Raw genomic sequence first — 25,814 nt, 5'->3', positions numbered from 1 at the left:
GTGGCGCTTGACCATCGACGCCGAGTTCGTCGCGGCCGACGGCATGCGCGCAATCCGCGCAATCGGCGCGCGTGGGTCAGATCGGCTTGACGAACAGGCCGACTGTCAGCGCGGCGCCGATGCACACGATTGCGATACGCAGCACGCGCTCGTTTACGCGGTGGAGCGCCCAGGCGCCCAGCAGCCCGCCGACGATCGCGCCGCCGCCGAGCGCGATGGCCTCGCGCCAGTGCAGATCCGGCGAGCTCAGGAACAGCACGACTGCGGACGCGTTCATCACGCCCGCGAGCGCGTTCTTGGTCGACATCGCATGGCGCGGCGACAGGCCGGCCATCGTCAACGCCGCCATCATCAGGAAGCCGATGCCGCCGCCGAAGTAGCCGCCGTAGATTGCGATCAGAAACTGCGAGACGCCAGCCGCGACGGGGCCGAGATGCCGGGTATCCGCACCCGGCTTGCGGAAGAAACTGCCCCACGCGAACACGACCGTCGCGAACAGCACGAGCCACGGCACCAGGTGCGAGAAGATCGATGACGGGGTTTTCAGCAGCAGCAGGCCGCCGAGCGCGCCGCCGGCCACGCTGATCGCGAACAGTGCGCGAAACGGCAGCTTCCCGACGCCGCTCACCATGCTGCGACTCGCCCAGCCCGTCGTCACCTGACCGGGGAACAGCGCGACCGTCGACGTGATGTTTGCCGCGAGCGGCGACATTCCGGACACGATCAGGGCCGGCAGCGTGACGAACGAGCCGCCGCCGGCGAGGGCGTTCTGCAGGCCGGCCCACAGGCCGGCAACGATGATGAGGACGAGCATTGGCGCGGGAGTAACGAAAAGAAGTGAGGGGCACGTGCGATGGTCGCCAGATGGTAATGGAGAGTCGCGGCGGCGCAAAGCTTGTCGAACTGATCGCGGTGTCGGGCGCCGCGGAGCGCAGGCCGACCTCCGGTGTTGCATCGGGCATCGGGCGTTTCATGCCGTCACACCGTTGCGTGGCCGGACCTCCGGCGCGTGTTGCTTCACGCGTGCGGCCGCACGGTCGTTTCTTCCGCTGCCGGATCGCCGCGGACGTCCGGGTAGACGATCGTGCCGTCATCGCGAATCACCGCGCCGGCCGTGAGCTGCGCGAGTTCCGTGCGATTCTTGCCCATGATGTGCAGAACCGTTTCGCCCCGTGCGATCAGGTAATCGGACACGATCCGCCGATGACAGCGCCACCACACGGCTTCCGAGCACATGATCGCGCAGCGCTGTCGGTGCCCTTGCGCGATCAACGCGTCGAGGCCAGCTCGAAACTCGGGCGACAGCGCGTAGTCGGCATAGCGATGGAAGCTGCGGTTCGTCCAGAAGCCGTTGACGCCGATGCGCACGTCGCGGGACTTGCCGCGCAGCCCGCCGAGTTCCGCGATGTGCGCGTACCGGATGCCGGCTCTGGCCAGCGCGTCGGGCAGCGTCGCTTCGTTGAACTGCGGATTTGTGCGCGAGCGCGTCATTTTCCGGATGTCGACGAGCAGCGCGACGTCGACTGCATCGAGCATCTCGATGAACTGGTCGAGCGTGCGGCTCGAGTGACCGATGGTATGGAACGGAAGCGTCACGCGTCGTCCTTGCCGGTGAGGTGTTCGAGCACACGGCCGCGATGCGGGGCGGCATGGTCGGTGCGGTCGCCCTCGATCTCGTCTTGCGGATCTTCCGGCGACGCTCGGCGGCGATGGCCTTTGTCATCGAAATCCTGCGTGTAGACCGCGATGATCGTGCCGGTTGCGGAACCGGCTTCGAAATTCCAGCGAACGCAGTCGCCCAGCTTGAACGGCGTCGTCATGCGGAAATCCTCCTTGCATCGATGCGGTGTCGTCCGGATGTGCACGAAAAGCGTCCCGGCCGACGGCGCAACGTGTTGCCGGTCGCGCAAGCGCCGTGCCGGACCCGCCGGGCTTTCATTCTTCCAACAACGTGGCCCACCGTCGTTTTGCTTGCCGCCGTGAAATTGCCATGCTAATTTTTCATGAAATTTGCCGGTGAAAATTTCACGGGAGTCCGCATGTTCGTGCAGTCCGACCGTCACGTCGCGAGTTACTACGCTGCTGCATATCCGGCGCCGATCCCGCGTCGGCCGGAACTGGACGAATGCATCGACGCCGACGTGCTGATCGTCGGCGCCGGCTTCAGCGGATTGCACACGGCGTTGCGTCTCGCGCTCGCGGGCAAGCGCGTGGTCGTGCTCGAAGCCAGCCGCGTCGCATGGGCCGCATCGGGCCGCAACGGCGGACAGGCGTTGCTCGGCTGGTCGTGCGACATGCAGCCGCTCGAGGATTCGCTCGGCCGCGACGGCGCGCGGATGCTGTGGGACAGCATGCGCTGGGCGGCGGTCGAAGTGCGCGAACTTCCCGCCCGTCACGGCTTCGACATCGACTATCGGCCCGGCAGCCTGTGGGCCGCGGTGCGCCCGCGCCGCATTGCGATGCTGACGCAGGCGCGCGACGAAGCCGGGCAGCGGTGGGGCTACGACCGGCTGCGCATGATCGGGCGCGACGAGATGCCGGAATGGATCGGCAGCGCGCGCTACCTTGCCGCCCTTTACGACCCGGAGGCCGGTCATCTGAATCCGCTGAAGCTCGCGCTCGGGCTCGCGCAGACGATCGAACGGGCCGGCGGCCGCATCTTCGAGCAAAGCCGCGCGCTCGACTGTCGCGAGACCGCTGGTGGCTACGTCGCGCGCACCGCGCGCGGCGAAGTGCGCGCGGACGTGCTGGTGCTCGCGTGCAACGCGTATGTCGACCGGCTCGATCCCGACCTGTCGCGCCGGCTGCTGCCGGTCGGCACCTACCAGGTCGCGACCGCGCCGCTGGCGCCGGACGTCGCGCGTTCGCTGTTGCCGCGCGACAGCTGCGTGATCGACAACCAGTTCGTGCCTGACTATTTCCGTCTAAGTCCGGACAACCGCCTGCTGTTCGGCGGCGGCTGCACGTATCTCGGCGGAATTCCGGCCGACATCGCGGCCGCGACGCGCCCGCACCTCGAGCGCGTGTTTCCGCAACTGACCGGCGTGCCGCTCGACTACGCATGGGGCGGCCACATCGACATCAGCATGCGGCGTACGCCGGACATCGGCCGCCGCGGCCAGCGTTTCTGGCTGCAGGGTTTCTCGGGCCACGGCGTGTTGCCGACGCTCGCCGGCGCACGCGCGGTGGCGGACGCCGTGCTCGGCGACGATCGCCTGCTCGCGCAATACCAGCGCATCCGCAATCCGCGCTTTCCAGGCGGCGCTCGCTTCGCCGCGCCGATGGAGGCGATCGGCAAGGCCTGGTACCGTTTGCGCGATACCGTCTGACGCATCGGAATTCAACATGAACGAACAGGAAGAGATAGAAAGTCTGGCGATTCTGATCCGCGATCTGCGCAAGCATCGCAAGGTCACGCTCAACGAGCTTGCGGAGCGCATCGGTCGCTCGGTCGGCTTTCTGTCGCAGGTGGAACGTGGGCTGTCGCGGCCGACGGTCGCCGATCTCACCGCGATCGGCGAGGCGCTCGGCGTGCCGACCACCTATTTCTACAGCCTGAGCAAACCGCGCAGCGTGCCGTGGGTCACGCGGCCCGACGAACGCCGCACCGTCTATTACGCGGCGGGCATCACCGACATACTCGTGTCGCCGAACATGCGTTCGCGCTTCTCGATCCTGGAAAGCCATCTCGCGCCAGGCGCGAGCAGCGGTGAGCGCGCCGTCGACGACAGCGACGAGCAGGGTGGTTTCGTGCTCGAAGGCGAGCTGACGATCTGGCTCGACGGCGACGATACACCGGTCACGCTCGGGCCGAACGACGCGTTCCAGTTGCCCGCGCACAAGCGGTTTCGCTATGCGAACCTGACCGACGCACCCACGCGCGTGATCTGGGTATTCACCTGAGCGGTCCGCGGGCAGGCGGTGTCGAACGGCCGCCAAGCTGCATCGAATATTTGGCGTACTGATTGGGATGCGGCGGGTTCCGTGCGGGATCCGAAAGACATGGAAAGGATGAGACATGACTGCTGACGTCGTTCCGATGCTGGTCGATGAAGTGCGCGCATTCCGGCACGCGCATCCCGAGATCCGCTATGTCGACCTGATCTGTCTCGATCTGCCCGGCCACTTCTACGGCAAGCGCTATCCGATCGATGCGCTCGAGAAGGTCGCGTCGGGTTCGCTGCTGAAGCTGCCGCAGAACTGCGTGCTGCTCGGCACGCAGGGCGGCCTCTACAAGATCGGCGATTACTGCTTCAACGACGGCGATCCCGATGCGCCGCGCCGTCTGATCCCCGGCACGCTGAAGCCGGTGCGCTGGGAACGGCAGCCGCTCGCGCAGATGCTGATCAGCTCCGACGGCACGGAGGCGCCGATCGAGTTCGAGCCGCGCGAGGTGCTCGCGCGCGTGCTGCGGCGCTTCGCGGCACGGGGGATCAGACCGGTGGTCGCATTCGAGCTGGAGTTCTACCTGTTCGCCGCTCAGCTCGCCGACGGGATGCCGCAGTACCCGCGCGATCGGCTGAGCGACGACCGCGACGATCAGCCGAACATGCATATCGAGCGGCTGTCGCGGTTTGCCGACGTGCTGCACGAGATGGTCGACGCCGCATGCGAGCAGGGCGTCGATGCGACGGTGATCACGGCCGAACTCGGGCCCGGCCAGTTCGAGATCAATTTCGGCCATACCGACGATGCGTTGCGCGCGGCCGACTGGTCGGCGCTGTTCTGCCGCAGCACGCGCGGCGTCGCGTTGAAGCACGGCTATCGCGCGAGCTTCATGGGCAAGCCGTACCTGCACGCGCCGGGCAGCGGGATGCACGTGCACGTGAGCCTGTACGACGACGCGGGTCGCAACCTGCTCGCGGCCGACGGTCAGCGGCCACTGCGGCACGCGGTGGCCGGGTGTCTCGCGCTGCTGCCGCATTGCATGCCGGTATTCGCGCCGAATCACAATGCATTCCGTCGCTACGGATCGATGGTGAACGCGGCGAGCCGCGCGAGCTGGGGCTTCGAGGATCGCGACGCGTGCATCCGGATTCCGGAGTCGGATGCGCGCAATCTGCGGATCGAACACCGGCTCGCGAGCGCCGACGCGAATCCGTATCTGGTGCTTGCGGCGATTCTCGCCGGGATCGAGCACGGGCTCGATGCGAGGCTCGAGCCGATCGCACCGCTCAACGACGATCGCGGCAGCGGAGTCGACTTCCCGAAGGAGATGTTGTCGGCCGTCGCGGCGATGCAGGATCACGCTGCCGTGCGACAGCGGCTCGGCAGCGAGTTCGTGATGGTCTATTGCGAGAACAAGCGGCAGGAGGAACTGGATTTTCGCAACGAGATCGGCGCACGCGAGTATCGGTGGTTTCTTTGACGCGCCGCGTCGACCGGCGCGGACTAGCGAAGTGCGCGCCAGTAGCGCACTTCGTCGATCGGCGTGCCTTCGATGTCGAATGTCTTGATGTCGCTTTCGGCGACGAAGCCTTCACGCTCGTAGAAAGCCCGCGCCCGGCGGTTCCGGACGATCGCCCAGAGCGACACCCAGGCATGGCCCGCGTCGCGCAGCGACCGGCAGGCATGATCGACCAGCACCGCACCGATGCCTTTGCCGCAATGCGCCGGATGCAGATAAATCGCGCCGATTTCGCCCCACGAGCGATCCTTGTCGGTGTCGCGCGTCGGGCCGTACGCGACCCAGCCGGTCACGCCGTCGGCGCCGCATGCGATCGTGACGTTCGCGTCGCCTGCTGTCAGCGCGCGATACCAGAAGCCGGTGCGTTGTTCGACCGATAAAGCCGCAAGGAACGAAGCCGGCATGATGCCGGCGTACGTTGCGCGCCACGATGCGACGTGAATGGCGGCGATGGCGGCGGCATCGGCCGGCGTGGCCGCGCGAAGGGCGATCGTTGTCGTGTTCGATGGCATGCGTGCGTGGTGTTGCCGCTGGCGGGACACAACGCAGACGTCGCCGCATTCAATCCCGGGCGCCGGGCGTGCATGCGGGTGCGGTCGTGAGCCGCACCCGCACTGTCCTTACTCGCCGAGCTTGGCCGTCACACAGCCCGTGCTCGCGCACTCGCGCTCGCGTTCGCGCAGGAACGACAGGCGCGATTGCGTGAAGTCGATCGCGCACTGCAGGTTCACGAGATAGCCGTCGTCCCGGGTTTCGCTGCAGCGGTCGTCGCGCTGCTTCATCCAGGCGAGCTGCCCCGTCTTCAGCTTCGCCTGCTGGTCGCCGCTCAACAGCTTGCGCACACGGCCGTATTCGTCATTCAGTTCGCGGTCGACCTGCGAAAACTCGTTGCTGCTGCAATACACCTGATCGAACGCGCTGCGCGGCTTCCCGCACCCGGCCGCGTGCGCGGCGAACGGCACGGCAAGCGCGAGCAGTGCACAGGATGCAAGCAGATTCTTCTTCTTCATGATGGTGCTCCTCACTGGGTGAAAACCGTTGAAACGAACGGGCGCGGCCGTTACCGGGCGGGCGTACACGCGTCGATCCCGCCCGCGATCGCGGCCGCCAGACGCTGGATCGTCTCGCGCTGCGCGAGCCGCTTTTCCTCGTCGGGATTGACGATCACGCCGGCTTCGACGAGCACGGCCGGGATCGGCGCGGTACGCAGCACGACGAGATCGTCGAAGCGGTGAATGCCGAGTTGCGGATCGATCAGCGGACGGTTCTCGCCCTTGATCGGTTGCGCGTGATACAGCGACGGCCGCTCACCTGCCGCGACCAGCCGCTCGGCGATCGACCTTGCGCAGCGCAGGCTTTCGGCGTGTTGCGGATTGCGCTCCGACACGAATATGGCGAAGCCGCGGAATTCGCGTTGCCGGCCGGCGTCGATGAACTGCTGCTGCATCGAATCGTGATGGATCGACACGAACAGGTTTGCATCGGGCGCCTGCGTCGAACGCTGGTCGAGCGCGATCTCGCGGCCATCGGCCGACGTGCGCAGCACGCGATCGCCGTGCGCGACGAGCTTGTCTGCAACGGCGGTGGACAGATCGAGGTTGTACCGGTATTCGACACGGCCGCTCGCGCCGGTTGCACCGGGATGGGCCGGTGTATGGCCGGTGTCGACGACGATGTAGCGGCCAGGCGCCGGCTGCGCATCGGGGCTTGCGGCGTCGGCCGCGTGCAGCGCGAGCGGAGCGCCGAGCAGCGGTGCACATGCGAGCACGCGCGCGGCGGCACGCGCGAACGGGCGAAGGCGTCGAACGGTTCGGTTCATCATTGTTGTTGTCGAGAACGGCATACGGCGCGTCGCATGGCGCGGCGCCATCGGCCTGCTCAATGCAGTCGGAATGTGGCGCGATTATAGCCGGTGCCGGCGGCGCCGCAATGACGAAACCGGCGCCGGCGAGCGTAATGGATGCCGCTGCTCACGCGAGTACGCGCCGCGCCGCGAGCATGCCCCAGTACGATGCTTCCTCGAACAGCGAAAGCCCGGACAAGTCCGCGTGCGCGAACACGACGGGGCCGTCGGCGTCGCGCAGCGCGAGCAGCCCCGGCCGGCTCAGGAAGCCGACGTTGGGCGTCGCCATCGCATGGCCGCGCACGGTGATCTCGAGCGCGGTCGCATGCTTCCACAGCTCGCGTCCGTACACGGCATGCAGATCGATCGCCGCCTGCTCGCGCAACGCATCGGGCTTTGCCTGCGTGAGCCAGCGGCGCGTGTCGTCCGGTGTGTGCGTGCTCAGCGCCTGATATGCGGAGAACACCGACCGTGTCGGCGGCGACATGCGGATCAGCTGATGCGTCGACACCACATAGCCGAGCCCCGCGCCGTCATAGACGACGTTGTCCCACGCGAGCGGCACGCCGGCTTGCTCGGCCGGCATCCCGTCGAGCAGGAAGTTGGACACGAGCCACGGCGCGCGCGGCGGCAAGTCGCGCGCGGGATCGAAGCCGTATGCGCGCAGGTGCGGAAACACGCGCGCCGCGACGAACAGCGGCATCGCGCTGACGACACGGCGCGCTTTCAGCGTGAACGTCGACACCGCACCATCGGCGGCAATGCGCGCGCACAGCACGTCGACGCTGCCCGCACGCTCGTTCGCGCGAACGGCGAAACCGTCGCGCGACCAGGCGCTCGAACCGGTGCGCGCCGTGATCGATTCGCACAGCTTCGTCACCATCGAGTGCAGCCCGTCGGGCCAGGTCAGTACCGCGCCGTCGCTGGCGTCGCTCGCATGGCCGCCGCGCGACGAGAAATAGTGCAGACCGGCCCACGCGGACACCCGTTCGTAGCCGGCGCCGTAGTCGTCGCGGCAGCAGTAGTTCAGGTACCAGTGCAGCGCGGCGGCGGTGTAGCCCTCGTCGAGCAGCCACTGTCTGAACGAGCGTCGATCGAGCGCGCGCCAGCGCGGGTCGCGCGACGACTCCGCGATCGGGATGCAGAACACCTTGCGGCCGTCGGCACCGCGCGCGGCGCGCAGGTTGTCTGTGTACGCGAAGAAGCGGGCTTGCTGAGCGAGTGCATCGGCGTCGAGGCCGGCCGTCGGGACGATGCCGTCCTGCCACTGCCCGGCGATGAACAGGCGCTCGTCGGGTGCGTGCACGAGCGCGCGTTCGTCGTACGCGGGGTGCGCGGTGAGCGCGCCGGATTCGATCACGCCGAGATCGGCGAGCATGTCGCGCAGATGCGCGGATTCGAGCGACGGCAGCGGCAGGTAGTGCGCGCCCTTCGGATAGCCAAGCTCGCCGAAGCGGCCGCCGGCCGCATTGCCGCCGAATTCCGGCCCTGCGAGCACCATGAAGCGCCGATGACCGGCACGCGCGAGTTGCCACGCACACGACAACCCGGCGGCGCCGGCGCCGAGGATCGCGACGTCGGTCTCGATTGTGCCGGACGGCGGCGGCAACGCTGCGTGGTCGCGCAGCGCATGGCCTTCGCGCATGCCGGGATAGTCGACGCGCGGCGTCGTCTCGATCCAGCCGGAGCGGCCGCACGCGGCGAGCGACGCGGCGGCGGACGCGACGAGGAACGTGCGGCGGTCCATCAGCGCAGCACGTGTTTCCAGTCGTCGTCGAAGCGGCGCACGAGCGGCTGGTCGTTGAGTTCGTTCGGCGACATCGGCAGCGCGGGCATGTCGGCCGGGAAGTGGAACATTTCGGCGGCCGTTTGCGCATCGAGCCAGCGCGTCGGCACCGAATAATGCGTCGGCACGGCGAAGTCGCGGCGCTTGCCGGCGATCACGAAACCCCAGTCGCCGAACGACGGCACGTAGCAGTGATACGGCCATGTATTGAGGCCCGCCTCGTGCAGCGTCGCGATGATCGTCCAGTACGCGTGCGGCGCGAAATACGGCGACGTGGACTGGATCACCGCATAGCCGTTCTCCGACAGGTGACGCGCGAGCAGACGGAACACGGGCACCGAATACAGCCGGCCGAGCCCGAAGTTGGTCGGGTCGGGGAAGTCGACGACGATTGCGTCGTACACGTCGGCGTTCGATTCGAGCCAGCGCACCGCATCGTCGTTGATCACCTGCACGCGCGGGTCCTTCAGCGAGCCCTGGTTCAACTTCACGAGCGATGCCGAAGTCGAAAAGAGTCTCGTCATCGCCGGGTCGAGATCGACGAGCGTGATGCGTTCGAGGTTGCGGTGCTTCAGCAGTTCGCGAACCGCGAGGCCGTCGCCGCCGCCGAGCACGAGCACGCGCTTCGCCCACGGCAGCGCTTCGATCGCCGGATGGATCAGCGCCTCGTGATAGCGATGCTCGTCGCGCGACGAGAACTGCAGGTTGCCGTTCAGGTACAGGCGCATGTCGTCGTGCCATTGCGTGAGCACGATCCGCTGGTACGGCGTGGTTTCCGAATAGATGGTCTCGTCGCCGTACACGCCGTGCTCGGCCCAGTGCGTGATGCGGTCCGACAGCGCGAAACCGGCGACGAGCAGCCCGATTACGAGTGATGCGCGCATCAGCTTGCCGCGCACGTTGCGGATCTCGTCACGGAACAAGTGCGTGGTCCACAGCGCGACGAGCGCGTTCAGCAAGCCGAACAAAAAGCTCGTGCGCAGCAACCCGAGGCGCGGCGCGAGCACGAGCGGGAAGATCAGCGACACCGCGAGCGAGCCGAGGTAGTCGAACGTCAGCACTTCGCTGACGGTATGGCGGAACGCCTGGCGGCGCTGCTGGAACGCGCGCATCACGAGCGGAATCTCCATCCCGATCAACAGGCCGAGCGCGAGCACGAGCGCGTAGAGCGCCGCGCGGAACGGCGCGGCAAGCCACGCGAACACCGCGAACAGGAGCGCTGCCGACACGCCGCCGAGCAGGCCGACGAGCAGCTCGATGTCGACGAAGCGGTCGAGCACGTCGTCGTCCTCGACGAACTTCGCGAGCCACGAGCCGATCCCCATCGCGAACAGGTAGCAGCCGATCACCGACGAGAACTGCAGGATCGAATCGCCGAGCAGGTAGCTCGACAGCGCGCTGCTGATCAGTTCGTAGCCGAGCCCGCACGACGCGAGTACGAGAATCGACAGGACGAGCGCGCGCTTATGAAGCATGGCGCGTCCGTTGTGCAGTGTTCGTCAATGTGGATATACTGGCGCGGATTTTCGAGGGGCCGCCTGCGATGGGCCGGCCTCCGACGGGGCGGCGAACCGAGCACAAAATCCGAGGAAAAGAATGAATAGTGCCTATCTTTATGCGGTTCATTTGCTGTCGGCGTTCGTGCTGCTTTTCGTGTTCGCGGCAGTGTACCTGAAGGTCACGCCGTTCGACGAACTGGCGCTGATTCGTGACGGCAACGCGGCTGCGACGCTGTCGTTCGGCGGCGCGCTGATCGGCTTCTGCCTGACCCTCGCGTCCAGCATCGCGCACAACTCGACGCTCGGCGAAGTCGTGCTGTGGGCTGTCGGCGCGATGGCCGTGCAGCTGGTCACCTATGCCGTGCTCACCCGCCTGATTCCCGGCATGAACCATGCAATCGAGGATCGCAACATCGCGATGGGCGGCCTGATGGGCACCGCGTCGCTCGTCGTCGGCATCATCAATGCCGCCTGCCTGACCTGACGCGCGATACGCGCGAGGAGACCGACATGAGTCTGGGTTCGTTTATCCGCAAGCAGTTCATCGACGTCCTGCAATGGACGGAAGATGCCGACGGCGTGCTGGCCTGGCGCTATGCGATGCAAGACCAGGAGATTCAGTACGGCGGCCAGCTGACCGTGCGCGAATCGCAGGTCGCCGTGTTCGTCAACGAAGGCAAGGTCGCCGACGTATTCCAGCCCGGGCTGTACAAGCTGGAGACGCGCACGCTGCCGGTGCTGACCAACCTGAAGAACTGGGACAAGTTCTTTCAATCGCCTTTCAAGTCGGACGTCTATTTCTTCAGCACGCGGCTGCAACTCGGCCGGCGCTGGGGCACCGCGCAGCCGGTGACGATTCGCGATCGCGAATTCGGCTTCGTGCAGTTGCGTGCGTTCGGCATCTACTCGTACCGGATCGTCGATGCGGCCGCGTTCCATCGCGAGGTCAGCGGCACGCGCGCGCAATACACGGTCGACGATCTCGAACAGCAGTTGCGCAATCTGGTCGTCACCGCGATGAGCACGACGTTCGGCTCGGCCGACGTGCCGTTCGTCGACATGGCCGCGAATCAGACGCTGCTGTCGCAACGCGTTGCCGAGGCGCTGGTGCCGGTGTTCACGCGCTACGGGCTCGCGCTCGATGCATTCGCGGTCGAGAGCGTATCGTTGCCGGCCGAATTGCAGAAGGCGCTCGACCTGCGGATCGGCGCCGGGATGGCCGGGGATCTCGCACGCGCGACGCAATACCAGACCGCGCAGGCGATCCCGCTGGCCGCGCAGAATCCGGGCGGCATCGCGGGTGTCGGCGCGGGGCTGGCCGCCGGCGCGGCGATCGGGCAGGCGATGGCCGGCCAGATCGCGGGCGCGCAACCGGCAGCGGCTGCAGCGCCTGCGCCCGTCGCGGCGCCGGTCGCCGCTGCGCAACCGGCCGCACCGGCAGAAGGCGCCGATTACGTGCAACGCCTCGAACAGCTGAAGGCGCTGCTCGACAAGGGGCTCGTGACAGAAGAGGACTACTCGCGCGCGAAGGCGGAAATCCTCGCGAAACTCACCCGGTAAGCGTTGCGCATGTTCAGTACTTCGTGCCCCCAGTGCGGCGCGCCTGTCGAGTTTCGCTCGGCGGCAGCGGTGATGGCCGTCTGCGCGTTCTGCCGCAGCACGCTGCTCAAGCGCGACGCGGACGTCGAGCGCATCGGCGAGCTGGCGACGGTGCTCGACGACGCATCGCCGATCCAGATCGGCACGGCCGGCCGCTACGGCGCCCGCACGTTCACCGTGCTCGGCCGCATCCAGATGACGTACGACGCCGGCGCATGGAGCGAGTGGTACGTCGTGTTCGACGACGGCGCATTCGGCTGGCTGTCCGACGCGTCGGGCCAGTACGCGATCACGGTGCGCGAGCCTGACGATACGATCGGCGCGACGTGGCCGGCGTTCAATGCGCTCGAGCCCGGCATGCGAATCGACCATGGCGGGCGCGCGTATCTCGTGTCGGACGTGCGTACCGCGCGCTGCACGGGCGGCGACGGCGAACTGCCGTTCCGCGTCGATGCGGGGTGGGAAGCGCGCGTAGCCGACATGCGCACCGGCAATGCGTTCGCGACGTACGACTATTCGGATGCCGCCGCGAATGGAGGGCGCCCGGCCGTCTACGCGGGCGAGGCGCTCCAGTTCGATGCGCTCGCGTTCACGGGGCTGCGCGATGCCGCGAGCGATACGCGCGAGAAGCGCGGTGCGGAGATGGTGCCGTTCGCGTGTCCGAGCTGCGGCGCCCCGCTGTCGTATGCGCCGAACGTGGCCGACTATGTCGTGTGCGGCAGTTGTCACGCGGGCGTGCAGTGCACGGCCGAGCAGCAGACCGTGTTCGCCGCGCAGCGCAAGCTCGATACGGTGAAGGGCGCGCTCGAACTCGGCGCGGCCGGCACGTTCGACGGCGTGAAGTACACGGTGATCGGCATGATGCGTTGCCGCGTGCCGGGCGATGACGACACGTGGGATGAATACCTGCTGCTGAATCCGACGCGCGGTTTTCTGTGGCTCGTGCACAGCGAAGGGCGCTGGGAGCGCGTGCAGGTACTCGATCACTGGCCGACGATCGGCGGCGAGTCCGATGTGACCGACGGCGGCAAGACCTATCGGCTGCGCGAAGCATACGACGCGGAAGTCGTGTACGTGGTCGGCGCGTTCAACTGGCGCGTGCAGGTCGGCGACCGCACGTCGATCGTCGATTATGGCTGGCAGAAGGACAAACTTACGCGCGAGCGCAGCGCAGCCGAGATCGTGTGGTCGCGCGCGCAGCCGTTGTCGGCGGGCGCGCTCGCGGAACGCTTCGGCACGCCGGCGCTTGCGGCCGCATCAGTTGCGCCCGCAACGGGCTCGGCCGGGACGGCGACCGGCCTGTTCGACGCGAAATACCCGAACAGTTTCGCGCCGCTGCCGCTCGTGTTCAGCGCGATGCTGGTGATTTTCAACATCGGGTCGCTGTTCTCGTTCAGCGGCCGCTCCGTCTACGTGCTGATCGGCCTGCTCGTGCTGTGGCTGCCCGAGTGGCTGTGGAAGCGCTTCGCCTCGGACGGGGGTAACGCGTAATGCGCCACATCCTGTACGGACTCTACGGGCTGATCGTCGTCACGCTGTTCAGTTGCACGTCGCTCGGCGGCAGCGGCTCGGGCGGCGCCGGGTGGGGCAGTTCATCCGCGCGCAGCGGCTACTCGTCGTACGGGTCGCACAAATGACCGCGCGTGACAGTCTCGCTCCGCCGCGCACGACGCTCGGCTCGCACGTGCTGGCCGATCTCGCCGGCATCGCCGCGGCATTGCTGCGCGATGCCGCCCGGCTCGAGGCGATCGTCGCCGGCGCCGCGCAGCGGGCCGGCGCGCATGTGATCGGCGCACATTTCCACCACTTCGGCGGCGAACACGGAGTAACGGGCGTCGTGCTGCTCGCGGAGTCGCACATTACGATTCACACGTGGCCCGAGCACGGTTTCGCGGCTGTCGACGCGTTCATGTGCGGCGCCGCGCGCGCGGCCGATGCGGTCGACGCGATCGCGGCCGCGCTCGGCGCGCACGCGCAGGTCCGGCAGCAGGTCGCGCGCGGCTTCGCGTGAGCGGCGCTCAGTGCGGCAGCGCTTCGGATTCGGCCCAGCGCTTGAACGAATCCAGACGCCGGCGCGTGTGCACAAGGTAGAACGCGCCGATCAGCGGTTCGAGCAGCCAGCGCAGCCATGCCGGCTGCGCGCGGAACTGATAGGTGAACTTGACTTCGGTCGTGCCCGGCGCGCGTTCGGTGAAATTCCAGCAGCCGCTGAAGCGTTCGAGCACCCTCGGCCCGTCGACCATTTCCACGGCCGCGACCTGCGGCGGGCGATACGCGATGTAGCGCGACACCATCGTCGCGCCCGACTGGCTGCGGCAGAACGCATCGACGCCGACGTCGGCGGCCATTCCGTCGAGCAGATAGGCGTCGGTGAGGAAGCTGTCCCACACGAGCCGCCGCGCGTAGTCTTGCGACCACGTGAAGAGGCGTCTTCGATCGACGCCGACGATCCGGCTGGCTGAGATCCTCATGATGGCGCGCGCGACGGCCTGGATTGGGATGGAATCGAGTGTAACGCGCCAAAATCCGGTATTCCGTCAGACTTCGTCAAGTCGAGTACATGCTCGATTGACCTTCTCCGGGAATTCCCCTACGATCGGTTCCATGCCTTCGGGAAAGACCCGAAGCGTTTCAATCTCTTGAGGGAGCCTCATGAGTACGCAACAGAACCGGCGCTTCGACGCGCTCGTCTTCATCGGTCGTTTCCAGCCTCCGCATCGTGGCCACCTGAATGTGCTGAAGTCCGCACTGAGCCGCGCCGATCGCGTGTGCGTGCTGATCGGTTCGACCGACAAGCCCCGCACCATCAAGGACCCGTTCTCGTTCGACGAACGTCGCCAGATGCTGGCTTCGCTGCTCGAGCCGTCCGAGCGCGAGCGCGTGACGGTCGCCCCCGTGCAGGATTCGACGTACAACGACGGCGACTGGGTGCGCTGGGTGCAGGATGCCGTGGCCGCCGCGCTCGGCGACGTCGCGCAGCGCAAGGTGGGGCTGATCGGCCACGAGAAGGACGCAACGTCGTACTACCTGCGGATGTTTCCGCAATGGGAACTCGTCGACGTCGATGCGACGGAAGACATTTCCGCCACCGAAATCCGCGATCAATACTTCGCCGAACGCCCCAACAGCTTCGTGCAATGGGCAGTGCCCGAACCCGTGTTCGGCTGGCTCGAACGCTTTCGCACGCAGCCGGAGTTCGCGCAGCTGAAGGCCGAAGCCGAGTTCATCGCGGGCTATCGCAAGGCCTGGTCGGCCGCGCCGTATCCGGTCACGTTCGTGACGGTCGATGCGGTGGTCGTGCACTCTGGCCATATCCTGCTCGTGCGCCGGCGCAGCGAACCCGGTCGCGGGCTGTGGGCGCTGCCGGGCGGCTTCGTGAACCAGGACGAACGACTCGACGCGGCGTGCATCCGCGAGCTGCGCGAGGAAACCGGCCTGAAGTTGCCGGAGCCCGTGCTGCGCGGCTCGATCAAGGATCGCCAGGTGTTCGATCACCCGGCCCGCTCGCTGCGCGGCCGCACGATCACGCACGCGTGCCTGTTCAATTTCCCCACCGGCGAGTTGCCGCGCGTGAAGGGCAGCGACGACGCCGACAAGGCGCGCTGGGTGCCGCTCAATGAATTCGCGCAGATGCGCAACGTGATGTTCGAAGATCACTTCGAGATCGCGTATCACTTCCTGGGGAAGCTGTGATCCGCTGATTCCCCGGATTCCGGTCCGCCGCGACAGACGCGGCGGCGCGTCAACGGCCTAGAGGAGCTCTAGCCATGCAAAACGATCCCGGCGGCTTTGCCGCGGTTCTCGCCAATCCGATCCTCAACACGGATTCGTACAAGGCGTCCCACTTCCTTCAATATCCGCCCGACGCGCAGGCGATGTTCTCGTACGTCGAATCGCGCGGCGGACGCTACGACCGCACGCTGTTCTTCGGCCTGCAGATGCTGCTGAAAGAGTACCTGTGCCGGCCCATCACGCACGCGATGATCGATGAAGCGCGCGATTTCTTCGCGGTGCACGGCGAGCCGTTCCACGAGGACGGCTGGCGCCATATCGTCGACCGTTACGACGGCTACCTGCCCGTGAAGATTCGCGCGGTGCCCGAAGGTTCGGTGGTGCCCGTGCACAACGTGCTGATGACCGTCGAATGCGACGATCCGAAGGTGTTCTGGCTCGCGTCGTATCTGGAGACGATGCTGCTGCGCGTGTGGTACCCGGTGACAGTTGCGACGCGCAGCTGGCACCTGCGGCAGACGATTCGCCGCTTCCTCGAAAAGACCGACGACGATCTCGCGCAGTTGCCGTTCAAGCTGCACGACTTCGGCGCGCGCGGCGTGTCGAGCGCGGAGTCGGCTGCGATCGGCGGCGCGGCACACCTCGTGAGCTTCATGGGTTCGGACACGGTGCTCGGCGTGCTCGCCGCGAACCGCTTCTATCGCGAGCCGATGGCCGCGTATTCGGTGCCGGCGGCCGAGCACAGCACGATCACGTCGTGGGGGCGCGAGCACGAAGCCGATGCGTATCGGAACATGATCGGCCGTTTCGGTCTGCCCGGTGCGATCGTGTCTGTCGTGTCGGATTCCTACGATTTGCTCGCCGCGCTCGACATGTGGGGCGGCCCGCTGCGTCAGGCGGTGATCGATTCCGGTGCGACGCTCGTCGTGCGTCCGGATTCGGGCGACCCGGTGACGATCGTGCTGCAGACCATCCGTGCGCTCGACGCGTCGTTCGGCTCCACCGTGAACGGGAAGGGGCGCCGCGTATTGAACCACGTGCGCGTGATCCAGGGCGACGGTGTCGACGAGCAGTCGATCGAGGCGATTCTCGTCGCGCTCGACGACGCGGGCTATGCGGCGGGCAACGTCGTGTTCGGAATGGGCGGCGCGCTGCTGCAGCGGGTCAATCGCGATACGCAACGCTTCGCGATGAAGTGTTCGGCGATCCGGCGCGGCGACGCATGGCACGACGTCAGCAAGGATCCGGTCACCGATCGGGGCAAGCGTTCGAAGAAGGGGCGGTTGACGTTGCTGCGCAATCGGCGCACCGGCGAGTATCGGACGGTGGCGCTGCCGGTCGCATGGGACGATAGGGCGCTCGAGAGCGAGTGGGACGATGCGCTCGAGACGGTATTCGACACCGGGCGCTTGCTCGTCGATGCGACGCTCGCCGACGTGCGCGCGAGAGCGCACGCGGGCGAGAAATGAGTGCCGGCGTCGGGGCGTACATGCGCCCCGACGCCTTCGGGCGTCATCGTGCGCCGGCGAGCGGGGATCCGCTGCGTTCTGCGGCCCGCGCCGCGTCCATCGCCCGCGCCAGCGCATCGAACACCGCCGGCCCCTTGCAGCGCGATACGTTGAAGCGCATGAACGACGTCGCGCTGCGCGACGCACTGAACACATCGCCGGGCGCGAGCACCACGTCGTCGGCGAGTGCATGGCGCGCGACCCGCGCCGCATCGAGCCCGTCCGGCAACGTCGCCCACACGAACAAGCCGCCGCGCGGTTCCGTCCAGATGCCGAGGCCCGCCCGCACGAGCCGGCGGATCGTTTCGCCCATCGCATCGGCCAGTTGCGCACGCAAACCGTCGAGATGACGCCGGTACGTGCCGTCGACCAGCAGCCGGTGTACGACATTCGCGCCGATCTGCGCATTGCCGAACGACGTCGCGAGCTTCAGGTCGACGAGCGCGTCGATCCACTCGGGCCGCGCGGCGACATAGCCGCAGCGAATTGCGGCCGACAGCGTCTTCGAGAAGCTGCCGATCGACACCACGCGCGACAACCCGTCGAACGCCGCCAACCGCGGCGCGGGTGTGCTCTCGAAATCCGCGAAGATGTCGTCCTCGACGATCAGCAACCCGTGCTGCGCTGCGAGCGTCAGCAGCCGATGCGCAACGGGCGGCGCGAGCGTCGCGCCGGTCGGGTTGTGCAGCGCCGCGTTGGTGATGTACAGGCGTGGCCGGTGTTCGGCGAGCACCTGTTCGAAGCGTGCGAGATCCGGGCCGGTCGGCGTGTACGGCACGCTGACGATCCGCGCGCGATGCGCGCGCAGCAGCGCCTGGAAGTTGAAGTAACACGGATCGTCGAGCACGACGGTGTCACCCGGTTCGAGCAGCAGCCGGCACACGAGATCGAGCGCATGCGTGCCGCCGTCGGTCAGCATGATTTGCGCGGGTTCCGCGTGGATGCCGTGTTGTGCGAGGCGCCATGCGAGCTGTTGGCGCAGCGCGGGCAGCCCGAGCGGCGTCGCGTAGTCGGTCAGCGCATCCGGCTCGTCGCGCGATACCGCGCGCAGCGCGCGGCGCAGGCTCTCGTCCGGCAACCACGACGGCGGCAGCCACCCGCAGCCGGGCTTGACCGAGCTGGGCGCCGCTTCGAGCGACTGGCGCGACAGCCACAGCGGATCGAGTTCGCGGTCAAGGCGCGGGCCCAGCTCCGCGAGCGCGAGCGGCGGCGCATGGCCCGACACATAGAAGCCCGAGCCGCGCCGTGCTACGAGCGCGCCTTCGCTCGCGAGTCGCTCGTACGCGTCGACGACGGTCGACTTCGACACGCGCAGCGCGTCGGCCATCATCCGGATCGACGGCACGCGCGCACCGGGCATCAGCGCGCGGCTCGCGATGCGCGCACGCAGCGTATCCATCACGGTTTCCACGCGCGTGCGCGACGCCGTGGGCGGAGCGGGGGTTTGCACGGAACGGCTCATCGCTGAAAGGAACTGTACGGCCGGTTGTCCAGTACAGTTTGTCCGGATTGTATTGGGGTGTAGCTTACGCGCTTTTCGCGCCGGGCGGATCATCGGTCATCCACTTTTTCCGACCAGGATTTCCCGTGCAAAAGACGACCGACGGATGGCTCAGCGGCTTGCTGGGCGTGATCATCTTCAGTGGCTCGTTGCCCGCGACGCGCGTCGCGGTGCAAGGGCTCGACCCGCTGTTCCTCACGTTCGCGCGTGCGACGATCGCCGGCGTGCTCGGGCTGATGCTGCTCGTCGCGTTGAAGCAGAAGCGGCCGACGCGTGCCGAGACGTCGTCGCTCGTCGTCGTCGCGCTCGGCGTCGTGGTCGGATTTCCGCTGCTGACGGCGCTTGCGCTGAAGCACGTGACGTCCGCGCATGCGATCGTGTTCGTCGGGTTGCTGCCGCTCGCGACCGCATTGTTCGGCGTGTGGCGCGGCGGCGAGCGGCCGCGCTTGCCGTTCTGGATCTTCTCGCTGGCCGGCAGCGGCGCGGTGGCCGCATTTGCACTGCGCAACGGCGGCGGCGCGTCGGGGCTCGGCGATGCGCTGATGCTCGCCGCGATCGTCGCATGCGGGCTCGGCTATGCGGAAGGCGCCCGCCTGTCGCGCAAGCTCGGCGGCTGGCAGGTCATCTCGTGGGCGCTCGTGCTGTCGCTGCCGCTGATGCTGCCGCTCACATGGTTCACGTGGCCGGCTACGTTCGACGGCATCGACGCGGCGCCGCTGTGGGGGCTCGCGTACGTGTCGCTGTTCAGCATGCTGATCGGTTTCGTGTTCTGGTATCGCGGCCTCGCGCTCGGCGGGATCGCGGGCGTCGGCCAGTTGCAACTGCTGCAACCGTTCTTCGGCTTCCTGCTCGCGGCCGGGCTGCTGCACGAGGCGGTGCCGTCGTCGATGCTCGTCGTCACGTTGATCGTGGTCGGCTGCGTGGCCGGTGCGAAGTACTTTTCGAGGATGGCGCCCGCGACGCGCACGAGCTGATGCGCGTGCGCACGCGTGCGCGGCGGACGGTGCGCGGGCCGCACGCCTCGTCCGCCGGCACAGATCGACAGCCGGCGCGCGCGGCTTTACGCGACGTGCGCGACACCGTACTGCGACGACAAATAGCGGCGGATATCGTAGGGCGAGTCGATGAAGCGGCGGCCGTTGTGTTCGCGGATCGCGATCGTGTCATCGTTCGGCGCGCGGCCGTCGCCGAGGACGAGCACCGGCGCCGACTGGTTGTCCTCGCCGATCAGCGCGACGATAGGCCGCCGCGGCCGCGGTGCGTCGACGTACTCTACCGCGACCGCGTCGCGCAACTGCGGATAAAAGCTCAGCAGCCCTTCGACGGCAACCGAGTCGCCGCAATAGTACGGACCTTCGGCGTCCTTGAAAAAGCCGGGGCGCAGAATAAACAGCGTGTCTTTCATGCTTGTCTCGCTATCAGGAGTGGTCGAACGTTGAGGAAAATCGTGGTGCGCAGCCGCGTGCGCCGCGTTGCCCGGTTTCAGGCTTCGGCGAGCGCGGCTGCGGCAGCGCGCATTCTCGCGAAGCCCGCGGCGAGATCGGCGATCATGTCGTCCGGATGCTCGAGCCCGGCATGAATGCGCAGCAGCGGGCCGGGCGCGGTCCATTGCGTCGCGCTTCGATGGCGCGACGGATTCGACGGGATGATGAGGCTTTCGAAACCGCCCTAGCTGTAGCCCATCCCGAAGCACGTCATGCCGTCGAGCAGCGCGCGCACCGCATCGTCCGGCTGTGGATGCAGCACGAGGCCGAACAGGCCGCACGCGCCAGTGAAGTCGCGCTGCCACAGCAGGTAGCCGGCATCGCCGGGCCGCGCCGGATACAGGATCTGCGCGACTTCCGGTTGCTGCGCAAGCCAGTCGGTCAGCACGTGCGCATTGCGCTGATGCCGCTCCAGCCGCACCGACAGCGTGCGCAGCCCGCGCAGCGCGAGATACGCATCGTCTGCGCTGACGGTCATGCCGAGCTGCCGATAGCAGCGCGTGACCTTCTGCGCGAGCGCTTCGGTCGTCAGGATCGCCCCCATCAGCACGTCGGAGTGGCCGGCGATGTATTTGGTCGCCGCGTGAATCGATACGTCGACGCCGTGCGAGAACGAGCGGAAATTCAGCGGCGTGCCCCACGTGTTGTCGAGCAGCACGGCCGCGTCGTGCTCGTGCGCGACGCGGCAGATCGCGGGAATGTCCTGCACTTCGAAGGTCAGCGAGCCCGGCGATTCGGTAAAGACCGCGCGCGTGTCGGGCCGCATCAGCGGCGCGATGCCGGCGCCGAGCGACGGATCGTAGTAGGTCGTCTCGATGCCGAGGCGCGCGAGCGTCTCGTCGCAGAACGAGCGGGTCGGGTCGTACACCGAGTCTGCCATCAGCAGATGGTCGCCCGGATTCAGCACCGCGAGCAGCGCGGTCGTGATCGCACTGAGGCCGCTCGGCGTCAGCAGCGCGGCGTGCGCGCCTTCGAGGCGGGCTAGCGCCTTTTCGAGCGCGCGCGTGGTCGGGCTGCCGTGGCGCCCGTATGCGAGCGGCGTGCCGCGCACCGCGTCGAGCGCGTCGGCGCCGTGAAAGAGCAGCGTCGACTGGCGATAGACGGGCGGATTCACCGGGGAGCCGGGCTGGCCGTGCGAGCGGCCTTCGTGAGCGAGCAGGGTGTCGGTCGAATGCAGGTGGTTCAAGATGGCGTCCTTTGAAAGTCGGTCGAAGCGGAGCGAAGCCGTTGCGGTCAGTGCAGGATCTTGTCGAGGAAGTCGCGAGCGCGTTCGGAGCGCGGCGCGGCGAAGAATGCGTCGCTCGCCGCATCCTCGACCACTGCGCCCTGGTCCATGAAGATCACGCGGTGCGCGACCTTCCTCGCGAAACCCATTTCGTGCGTGACGCATATCATCGTCATCCCGTCGCGCGCGAGCTCGACCATCACGTCCAGCACTTCGTTGATCATCTCGGGGTCGAGCGCGGACGTCGGCTCGTCGAACAGCATCGCGACCGGGTTCATCGACAGCGCGCGTGCAATCGCGACGCGTTGCTGCTGGCCGCCGGACAGCTGCCCCGGATACTTGTGCGCATGGGCCTTCAGGCCGACGCGATCGAGCAGCGCGATCGCATTGTCGGTTGCTTCGTCCTTGCGGCGGCCGAGCACCTTCACCTGCGCGAGCGTCAGGTTGTCGGTGATCGACAGGTGCGGGAACAGCTCGAAATGCTGGAACACCATGCCCACGCGTGCGCGCAGCTGCGCGAGTTTCGCGGCCGGATCGCCGAGCCGCATCCCGTCGACGACGATGCTGCCTTTCTGGAACGGCTCGAGGCCGTTGATCGTCTTGATCAGCGTCGACTTGCCGGAGCCCGACGGCCCGCAGACGACGACCACTTCGCCTTTCGAGACCGCCGCGCTGCATTCGGAAAGGACCTGATGCTTGCCATACCACTTGGAAACGTTGTCGAGCGTAATCATGGTGTGTCCGTGATGAAGGTTCGGGTTGACTGGCGCGAGCATGCTCAATGCGCGGACGGCAACGCGAGGCGCGTCTCGACACGGCCCTGCAGTCGCGTGAGCAGCGTGCTCAGTACCCAGTAGATCGCGGCGGCTGCGAGGTACAGCGGCAGCGGCTGGAACGTCGCGGCGATCACTTCCTGCGTCGAGCGCAGCAGCTCGGTGACCGTGATCACCGACACGAGCGACGTGTCCTTGATCAGGCTGACGAGCGTGTTGCCGAGGCTCGGCACCGCAAGGCGCAACGCCTGAGGACAGACGATGTAGCGCAGCGTCTGCACGTGCGTGAGGCCGAGGCTGTGCGCGGCCGCCCATTGCCCGCGGCCGATGCCCAGGATCGCGCCGCGCATGCTTTCGGACAGATACGCGCCGGCGTTGAGCGTCAGCGTGAAGATGCCGGCCGTTGTCGGATCGAGCGTAATGCCGAGATCGGGCAGCCCGTAGTAGACGACGAACATCTGCACGAGCAGCGGCGTGCCGCGCATCAGGCTCACGTAGCCCTGCGCGAGGCCGGATGCGAACCGGTTGCTGCCGATCCGCATGATCGCGACCACGAGCCCGACGACGAGGCCGAGCGCCATCGACGCCACCGCGAACTTCAGCGTGAACAGCGCGCCCTTCACCATGACGGGCAGCGTATGAATGACGAGATCGAATGCTTCCATCGCGTGTCTCCTGGGTATGTGTCGTGTGCCGCTCGGTGTCGGCTGGTTGCACGCCGGCCCGCGCGCGGGCGCGGCGGCTGCGTTATTGCGCGACGGGCCGCGTCGTGTCCGATCCGAACCACTGCATCGAGATCTTCTTCAGCGTGCCGTCCTGCTGCAACGACGCGACTGCGTCGTCGATGGCCTTCGCGAACTTCGGATTGCCCTTGCGGAACGGAATGCCCATCTTGTCTTCGCCGCCGGCGAGCACGGAGCCGGGGCGCAGCGGCAGATGCGAGTTTTTGATCAGGTAGGCGAGCATCAGGCGATCGTTGACCGCCGCGTCGATCCGGCCCGCCGCGAGATCGCGCAGGTTCTCCGGCGTGCCCGGATAGACCTGCAGATCGATTGCAGGCACCGTCTTCACGAGATCGACGTAGTTGCTGCCCATCGTCACGCCGACCTTCTTGCCCTTCAGCTCGTCGAGCGACTTGAACGCACGCGTGTCGTTCTGGCGTTGCAGCAGCTGCGCGGACGAATACACGTACGGCGTGCTGAAGTCGAGCGCCTGCTGGCGCGACGGTGTGATCGCGACCTGGTTGACGATCACGTCGAACTTGCCGGCCTGCAGCCCGGCAAGGATCCCGCTCCATTCGGTCGTCACGAACTGCGGCTTCACGCCGAGCTTCGCGGCAACCGCCTTCGCGACGTCGACGTCGAACCCTTCGAGCTGCCCGTCGGCATTGCGATAGTCGAACGGCGGGTATGTGCCTTCGAGCGCGATCTTGAGGACGCCGGCCTGCTTGACCGTGTCGAGCAGGTCGGCCGCGTGCGATGCGGTCGCTGCCACGCAAAGAAGGACGGCGGCGAGGCCTTGCTTGAGCGTCGGCGTGAACGGCTTCATGGTTGTCTCCTGGTTTGTTGTCGAAACGTCGTTGTCGAAAAATCGGGGTGCACGCGTCCGCGGCGACGGGCGGTCGCCGTGGGCGGGAAGCGGGCCGCGGCAGATGCGGCGCGGGATAGTGCGGCGAGAGACGGCGCGAGCCGTGTGCCGCGATGCGTTACGGCATGCGTTCGCGCGCGGTGGCGTAACGGTGCGCGGCGAAGAGTTCAAGCATCGTGTTCATGAGTGCCCGTGCGGCTTGCGAGTCAAATAGACCGGCTGCATCGTCGATGCATATCCGGTGTGCAAATGCTCAACGACTGAGGGCAATCTTAGTTTTGTCAAAAAGGAAAGTGCTTCCAAAAACACGCGGACTTTCCACGTGGCGTGGAAAGTTTTTCTCCGCGCGTCGAGCGCGATGCAAGCGATCTGCTGTGGTTGCACGGGGTGCGCAGCATCGGGTGCTACGGCGAGGTCGAGCGGTTGCCCGGAGGACAACCGCCGAAAAACGAAACGGCCACGCATGCCGGTCGAGGCAAGCGTGGCCGTCGGCGTTCGACTCGTCGAACGCTACGCGCAAGCGCGGGTGCGCGTTACTCGAACGTCTCGAGCGCGAGCAGCTCGCCGATCGTCTGCCGGCGGCGGATCAGGCGCGGCGTGCCGCGATCGACGAGCACCTCCGGCGCGAGCGGCCGGCTGTTGTAGTTCGAGGACATCGATGCACCGTACGCGCCCGCATCGTGCAGGAACAGCAGATCGCCGATCTGTGGCTGCGCGAGCTTGCGGTGCGTGACCACCCCACCGGCATCCTGCGTGAACACGTCGCCGGATTCGCACAGCGGCCCTGCGATCGCGATGTCCACGAGCGGCCGGCCGGCAGGCAGCGCGCCATCGTGCGTGTGCACGGACACTGCATGGTAGCTGCCATACATCGACGGTCGCATCAGGTCGTTGAAGCCAGCGTCGATCAGCACGAAGTCGTGCTTCGGCCGATGGTTCACGGCCTGCACTTCGGTAACGAGCGTGCCGGCTTCGGCGACGAGGAAGCGGCCCGGTTCGATCTCGATGCGCACCGCGTGCCCGAGATGCCGCTCGATTCGCTTGCGCGCGGCATCCCACTGGCTGAAGTAATGGCCGACGTCGACGCGCGGTTCGCCGTCGCGATACGGAATCGACAGGCCGCCGCCAGCGGAGATCGCTTCGATGTCGTGGCCGAGCGACGTGACGAGGCTGACCATCGCATCGCACACCTGCGACAGGTGGCCGTAGTCGACACCCGAGCCGATATGCATGTGGATGCCGACCAGCTTCAGCCCGTGCTGGCGCACGATCTCGATCGCGCGCGGCACGTCGTCGATCCAGATGCCGTGCTTGCTCTGCGGGCCGCCGGTGTTGGTCTTGTTGCTGTGGCCGTGGCCGAAGCCGGGATTCACGCGCAGCCATACGCGGTGGCCGGGCGCATGCTCGCCGACGCGCGCGAGCATGTCGAGCGAGCCTGCATTCACGGTCACGCCGTGCTTCAGCACGGCCGCCAGCGTTGGGCGATCGATCAGGTCGGCGGTGAACACGACGCCTTCCGGCTCGCCTGCGGGGCTGAACCCGGCCGCGAGGCTGCGCTCGATCTCGCCGAGCGACACGGCGTCGACGCACGCGCCTTCCTCACGCATCAGCTTCAGGATGTGCAGATTCGAATTCGCCTTCTGCGCATAGCGGATCACGTCGAACTGGCGCAGTTGGGCAATGCGGTCGCGAATGACGTCGGCGTCGTACACCCACAGCGGGGTGCCGTATTGCTGCGCGAGCGCGGCGAGCTGGCGGGAATCGAGGGACATGGCGGATGAGTCGGTCGAATGAACGGATAGCGGGAATCATGCGCCTGATTGTCTATACAGTAAAATGCCTGTTTATCGCTATTCGATTCATTTTTGAT

The 25,814-nt window shown here is 67.0% G+C and carries 26 protein-coding genes and 1 pseudogene; 11 read left to right on the top strand and 16 right to left on the bottom strand.

What is annotated here, in order from left to right; translation table 11 throughout:
- Positions 1 to 76: 76 nt before the first annotated feature.
- From WK25_RS26800 to WK25_RS26790, 3 genes are all read right to left on the bottom strand, one after another.
- Positions 77 to 814, bottom strand: coding sequence for a sulfite exporter TauE/SafE family protein (locus WK25_RS26800; protein ID WP_069243209.1), 738 nt, complete (start codon positions 812 to 814; stop codon positions 77 to 79).
- 203 nt (positions 815 to 1,017) lie between these two features.
- Positions 1,018 to 1,596, bottom strand: a complete 579-nt coding sequence (locus WK25_RS26795; RefSeq protein WP_069243208.1) for a DUF488 family protein — start codon at positions 1,594 to 1,596, stop codon at positions 1,018 to 1,020.
- Positions 1,593 to 1,820: a DUF2945 domain-containing protein gene (locus WK25_RS26790; RefSeq protein WP_040140524.1), complete on the bottom strand. Its 228-nt coding sequence runs from the start codon at positions 1,818 to 1,820 to the stop codon at positions 1,593 to 1,595. Before WK25_RS26790 ends, WK25_RS26795 begins: the two co-directional genes overlap by 4 nt.
- A gap of 219 nt (positions 1,821 to 2,039) precedes the next feature.
- Here WK25_RS26790 and WK25_RS26785 point away from each other — a divergent pair, with 219 nt between their 5' ends.
- The 3 genes from WK25_RS26785 to WK25_RS26775 all read left to right on the top strand — a co-directional run bounded on the left by WK25_RS26785 (position 2,040) and on the right by WK25_RS26775 (position 5,368).
- Complete coding sequence (locus tag WK25_RS26785) at positions 2,040 to 3,329, top strand: NAD(P)/FAD-dependent oxidoreductase (RefSeq protein WP_069243207.1); 1,290 nt, start codon at positions 2,040 to 2,042, stop codon at positions 3,327 to 3,329.
- Between the two features lie 16 nt (positions 3,330 to 3,345).
- Positions 3,346 to 3,903 (top strand): helix-turn-helix domain-containing protein, encoded by a 558-nt coding sequence (locus WK25_RS26780; RefSeq protein ID WP_059544391.1) that lies wholly within the window; start codon positions 3,346 to 3,348, stop codon positions 3,901 to 3,903.
- A gap of 115 nt (positions 3,904 to 4,018) precedes the next feature.
- Positions 4,019 to 5,368 (top strand): glutamine synthetase family protein, encoded by a 1,350-nt coding sequence (locus WK25_RS26775; protein ID WP_069243206.1) that lies wholly within the window; start codon positions 4,019 to 4,021, stop codon positions 5,366 to 5,368.
- A gap of 23 nt (positions 5,369 to 5,391) precedes the next feature.
- Here the strand turns inward: WK25_RS26775 and WK25_RS26770 are convergent, their stop codons facing one another.
- From WK25_RS26770 to WK25_RS26750, 5 genes are all read right to left on the bottom strand, one after another.
- Complete coding sequence (locus WK25_RS26770; protein ID WP_069243205.1) at positions 5,392 to 5,919, bottom strand: GNAT family N-acetyltransferase; 528 nt, start codon at positions 5,917 to 5,919, stop codon at positions 5,392 to 5,394.
- Positions 5,920 to 6,027: 108 nt separating this feature from the next.
- Entirely contained in the window at positions 6,028 to 6,417 is a 390-nt protein-coding gene (locus tag WK25_RS26765; RefSeq protein ID WP_040140514.1) for a lysozyme inhibitor LprI family protein, read from the bottom strand.
- Positions 6,418 to 6,467: 50 nt separating this feature from the next.
- On the bottom strand, positions 6,468 to 7,229 hold the full coding sequence (locus WK25_RS26760) for an N-acetylmuramoyl-L-alanine amidase family protein (protein WP_069243559.1): 762 nt from the start codon (positions 7,227 to 7,229) through the stop codon (positions 6,468 to 6,470).
- Between the two features lie 148 nt (positions 7,230 to 7,377).
- Positions 7,378 to 8,997: an FAD-dependent oxidoreductase gene (locus WK25_RS26755; RefSeq protein WP_069243204.1), complete on the bottom strand. Its 1,620-nt coding sequence runs from the start codon at positions 8,995 to 8,997 to the stop codon at positions 7,378 to 7,380.
- Positions 8,997 to 10,511, bottom strand: coding sequence for a polyamine aminopropyltransferase (locus WK25_RS26750; protein ID WP_059544386.1), 1,515 nt, complete (start codon positions 10,509 to 10,511; stop codon positions 8,997 to 8,999). Before WK25_RS26750 ends, WK25_RS26755 begins: the two co-directional genes overlap by 1 nt.
- A 121-nt stretch (positions 10,512 to 10,632) precedes the next feature.
- Here WK25_RS26750 and WK25_RS26745 point away from each other — a divergent pair, with 121 nt between their 5' ends.
- Genes WK25_RS26745 through speD form a run of 5 tightly spaced genes read left to right on the top strand, consistent with a single transcriptional unit; the run spans position 10,633 to position 14,145 of the window.
- Positions 10,633 to 11,019 carry a DUF350 domain-containing protein gene (locus WK25_RS26745; RefSeq protein WP_040140507.1) on the top strand — a complete coding sequence of 129 codons (387 nt, stop codon included), beginning with the start codon at positions 10,633 to 10,635 and terminating at the stop codon, positions 11,017 to 11,019.
- A 26-nt stretch (positions 11,020 to 11,045) separates the two neighbouring features.
- The gene (locus WK25_RS26740) at positions 11,046 to 12,095 is read left to right on the top strand and encodes an SPFH domain-containing protein (RefSeq protein WP_069243203.1); all 1,050 of its coding nucleotides are present in this window, start codon (positions 11,046 to 11,048) and stop codon (positions 12,093 to 12,095) included.
- 9 nt (positions 12,096 to 12,104) lie between these two features.
- Complete coding sequence (locus tag WK25_RS26735; RefSeq protein WP_069243202.1) at positions 12,105 to 13,625, top strand: DUF4178 domain-containing protein; 1,521 nt, start codon at positions 12,105 to 12,107, stop codon at positions 13,623 to 13,625.
- Complete coding sequence (locus WK25_RS31885; protein ID WP_167432680.1) at positions 13,625 to 13,771, top strand: hypothetical protein; 147 nt, start codon at positions 13,625 to 13,627, stop codon at positions 13,769 to 13,771. Before WK25_RS26735 ends, WK25_RS31885 begins: the two co-directional genes overlap by 1 nt.
- Positions 13,768 to 14,145, top strand: a complete 378-nt coding sequence (speD, locus tag WK25_RS26730; RefSeq protein ID WP_069243201.1) for an adenosylmethionine decarboxylase — start codon at positions 13,768 to 13,770, stop codon at positions 14,143 to 14,145. The genes WK25_RS31885 and speD overlap by 4 nt, the downstream gene beginning before the upstream one ends.
- 7 nt (positions 14,146 to 14,152) lie before the next feature.
- Here speD and WK25_RS26725 read toward each other — a convergent pair whose 3' ends face one another.
- Positions 14,153 to 14,605 carry an SRPBCC family protein gene (locus WK25_RS26725; RefSeq protein WP_069243200.1) on the bottom strand — a complete coding sequence of 151 codons (453 nt, stop codon included), beginning with the start codon at positions 14,603 to 14,605 and terminating at the stop codon, positions 14,153 to 14,155.
- A 181-nt stretch (positions 14,606 to 14,786) separates the two neighbouring features.
- Between WK25_RS26725 and WK25_RS26720 the strand changes: the two genes are divergently transcribed.
- Positions 14,787 to 15,827: a bifunctional nicotinamide-nucleotide adenylyltransferase/Nudix hydroxylase gene (locus WK25_RS26720; protein ID WP_040140498.1), complete on the top strand. Its 1,041-nt coding sequence runs from the start codon at positions 14,787 to 14,789 to the stop codon at positions 15,825 to 15,827.
- A 74-nt stretch (positions 15,828 to 15,901) separates the two neighbouring features.
- Positions 15,902 to 17,335: a nicotinate phosphoribosyltransferase gene (locus WK25_RS26715; protein WP_059544382.1), complete on the top strand. Its 1,434-nt coding sequence runs from the start codon at positions 15,902 to 15,904 to the stop codon at positions 17,333 to 17,335.
- Between the two features lie 43 nt (positions 17,336 to 17,378).
- On the opposite strand, the gene WK25_RS26710 is transcribed toward WK25_RS26715, so the two are convergent.
- Positions 17,379 to 18,836 (bottom strand): PLP-dependent aminotransferase family protein, encoded by a 1,458-nt coding sequence (locus WK25_RS26710; protein ID WP_069243199.1) that lies wholly within the window; start codon positions 18,834 to 18,836, stop codon positions 17,379 to 17,381.
- Positions 18,837 to 18,961: 125 nt separating this feature from the next.
- On the opposite strand from WK25_RS26710, the gene WK25_RS26705 reads away from it, so the two are divergent.
- Positions 18,962 to 19,849: a DMT family transporter gene (locus tag WK25_RS26705; RefSeq protein WP_069243198.1), complete on the top strand. Its 888-nt coding sequence runs from the start codon at positions 18,962 to 18,964 to the stop codon at positions 19,847 to 19,849.
- Between the two features lie 86 nt (positions 19,850 to 19,935).
- On the opposite strand, the gene WK25_RS26700 is transcribed toward WK25_RS26705, so the two are convergent.
- From WK25_RS26700 to lysA, 6 genes and pseudogenes are all read right to left on the bottom strand, one after another.
- A complete protein-coding gene (locus WK25_RS26700) occupies positions 19,936 to 20,280 on the bottom strand; it encodes a DUF3088 domain-containing protein (protein ID WP_069243197.1) in 345 nt (114 codons plus the stop codon).
- A gap of 77 nt (positions 20,281 to 20,357) precedes the next feature.
- Positions 20,358 to 21,545: pseudogene (gene metC / locus WK25_RS26695) on the bottom strand (cystathionine beta-lyase).
- 47 nt (positions 21,546 to 21,592) lie between these two features.
- The gene (locus tag WK25_RS26690; protein WP_040141246.1) at positions 21,593 to 22,318 is read right to left on the bottom strand and encodes an amino acid ABC transporter ATP-binding protein; all 726 of its coding nucleotides are present in this window, start codon (positions 22,316 to 22,318) and stop codon (positions 21,593 to 21,595) included.
- A 44-nt stretch (positions 22,319 to 22,362) separates the two neighbouring features.
- Positions 22,363 to 23,022: an amino acid ABC transporter permease gene (locus tag WK25_RS26685; RefSeq protein ID WP_040140488.1), complete on the bottom strand. Its 660-nt coding sequence runs from the start codon at positions 23,020 to 23,022 to the stop codon at positions 22,363 to 22,365.
- Positions 23,023 to 23,104: 82 nt separating this feature from the next.
- On the bottom strand, positions 23,105 to 23,905 hold the full coding sequence (locus WK25_RS26680; protein ID WP_040140486.1) for a transporter substrate-binding domain-containing protein: 801 nt from the start codon (positions 23,903 to 23,905) through the stop codon (positions 23,105 to 23,107).
- Positions 23,906 to 24,477: 572 nt separating this feature from the next.
- Complete coding sequence (gene lysA, locus WK25_RS26675; protein ID WP_040140484.1) at positions 24,478 to 25,716, bottom strand: diaminopimelate decarboxylase; 1,239 nt, start codon at positions 25,714 to 25,716, stop codon at positions 24,478 to 24,480.
- Between the last annotated feature and the right edge of the window lie 98 nt (positions 25,717 to 25,814).

The organism is Burkholderia latens (assembly GCF_001718795.1).
Lineage (GTDB): Bacteria > Pseudomonadota > Gammaproteobacteria > Burkholderiales > Burkholderiaceae > Burkholderia > Burkholderia latens_A.
This window is presented reverse-complemented; position numbering and strand designations above follow the sequence as displayed.

Excerpts from the sequence above, each read along its gene's own strand:
- WK25_RS26800 (WP_069243209.1), bottom strand. The coding sequence starts at position 814 with ATGCTCGTCCTCATCATCGTTGCCGGCCTGTGGGCCGGCCTGCAGAAC.
- WK25_RS26790 (WP_040140524.1), bottom strand. The coding sequence starts at position 1,820 with ATGACGACGCCGTTCAAGCTGGGCGACTGCGTTCGCTGGAATTTCGAA.
- WK25_RS26785 (WP_069243207.1), top strand. The coding sequence starts at position 2,040 with ATGTTCGTGCAGTCCGACCGTCACGTCGCGAGTTACTACGCTGCTGCA.
- WK25_RS26780 (WP_059544391.1), top strand. The coding sequence starts at position 3,346 with ATGAACGAACAGGAAGAGATAGAAAGTCTGGCGATTCTGATCCGCGAT.
- WK25_RS26775 (WP_069243206.1), top strand. The coding sequence starts at position 4,019 with ATGACTGCTGACGTCGTTCCGATGCTGGTCGATGAAGTGCGCGCATTC.
- WK25_RS26770 (WP_069243205.1), bottom strand. The coding sequence starts at position 5,919 with ATGCCATCGAACACGACAACGATCGCCCTTCGCGCGGCCACGCCGGCC.
- WK25_RS26765 (WP_040140514.1), bottom strand. The coding sequence starts at position 6,417 with ATGAAGAAGAAGAATCTGCTTGCATCCTGTGCACTGCTCGCGCTTGCC.
- WK25_RS26760 (WP_069243559.1), bottom strand. The coding sequence starts at position 7,229 with ATGATGAACCGAACCGTTCGACGCCTTCGCCCGTTCGCGCGTGCCGCC.
- WK25_RS26755 (WP_069243204.1), bottom strand. The coding sequence starts at position 8,997 with ATGGACCGCCGCACGTTCCTCGTCGCGTCCGCCGCCGCGTCGCTCGCC.
- WK25_RS26750 (WP_059544386.1), bottom strand. The coding sequence starts at position 10,511 with ATGCTTCATAAGCGCGCGCTCGTCCTGTCGATTCTCGTACTCGCGTCG.
- WK25_RS26745 (WP_040140507.1), top strand. The coding sequence starts at position 10,633 with ATGAATAGTGCCTATCTTTATGCGGTTCATTTGCTGTCGGCGTTCGTG.
- WK25_RS26740 (WP_069243203.1), top strand. The coding sequence starts at position 11,046 with ATGAGTCTGGGTTCGTTTATCCGCAAGCAGTTCATCGACGTCCTGCAA.
- WK25_RS26735 (WP_069243202.1), top strand. The coding sequence starts at position 12,105 with ATGTTCAGTACTTCGTGCCCCCAGTGCGGCGCGCCTGTCGAGTTTCGC.
- WK25_RS31885 (WP_167432680.1), top strand. The coding sequence starts at position 13,625 with ATGCGCCACATCCTGTACGGACTCTACGGGCTGATCGTCGTCACGCTG.
- speD (WP_069243201.1), top strand. The coding sequence starts at position 13,768 with ATGACCGCGCGTGACAGTCTCGCTCCGCCGCGCACGACGCTCGGCTCG.
- WK25_RS26725 (WP_069243200.1), bottom strand. The coding sequence starts at position 14,605 with ATGAGGATCTCAGCCAGCCGGATCGTCGGCGTCGATCGAAGACGCCTC.
- WK25_RS26720 (WP_040140498.1), top strand. The coding sequence starts at position 14,787 with ATGAGTACGCAACAGAACCGGCGCTTCGACGCGCTCGTCTTCATCGGT.
- WK25_RS26715 (WP_059544382.1), top strand. The coding sequence starts at position 15,902 with ATGCAAAACGATCCCGGCGGCTTTGCCGCGGTTCTCGCCAATCCGATC.
- WK25_RS26710 (WP_069243199.1), bottom strand. The coding sequence starts at position 18,836 with ATGAGCCGTTCCGTGCAAACCCCCGCTCCGCCCACGGCGTCGCGCACG.
- WK25_RS26700 (WP_069243197.1), bottom strand. The coding sequence starts at position 20,280 with ATGAAAGACACGCTGTTTATTCTGCGCCCCGGCTTTTTCAAGGACGCC.
- WK25_RS26690 (WP_040141246.1), bottom strand. The coding sequence starts at position 22,318 with ATGATTACGCTCGACAACGTTTCCAAGTGGTATGGCAAGCATCAGGTC.
- WK25_RS26685 (WP_040140488.1), bottom strand. The coding sequence starts at position 23,022 with ATGGAAGCATTCGATCTCGTCATTCATACGCTGCCCGTCATGGTGAAG.
- WK25_RS26680 (WP_040140486.1), bottom strand. The coding sequence starts at position 23,905 with ATGAAGCCGTTCACGCCGACGCTCAAGCAAGGCCTCGCCGCCGTCCTT.
- lysA (WP_040140484.1), bottom strand. The coding sequence starts at position 25,716 with ATGTCCCTCGATTCCCGCCAGCTCGCCGCGCTCGCGCAGCAATACGGC.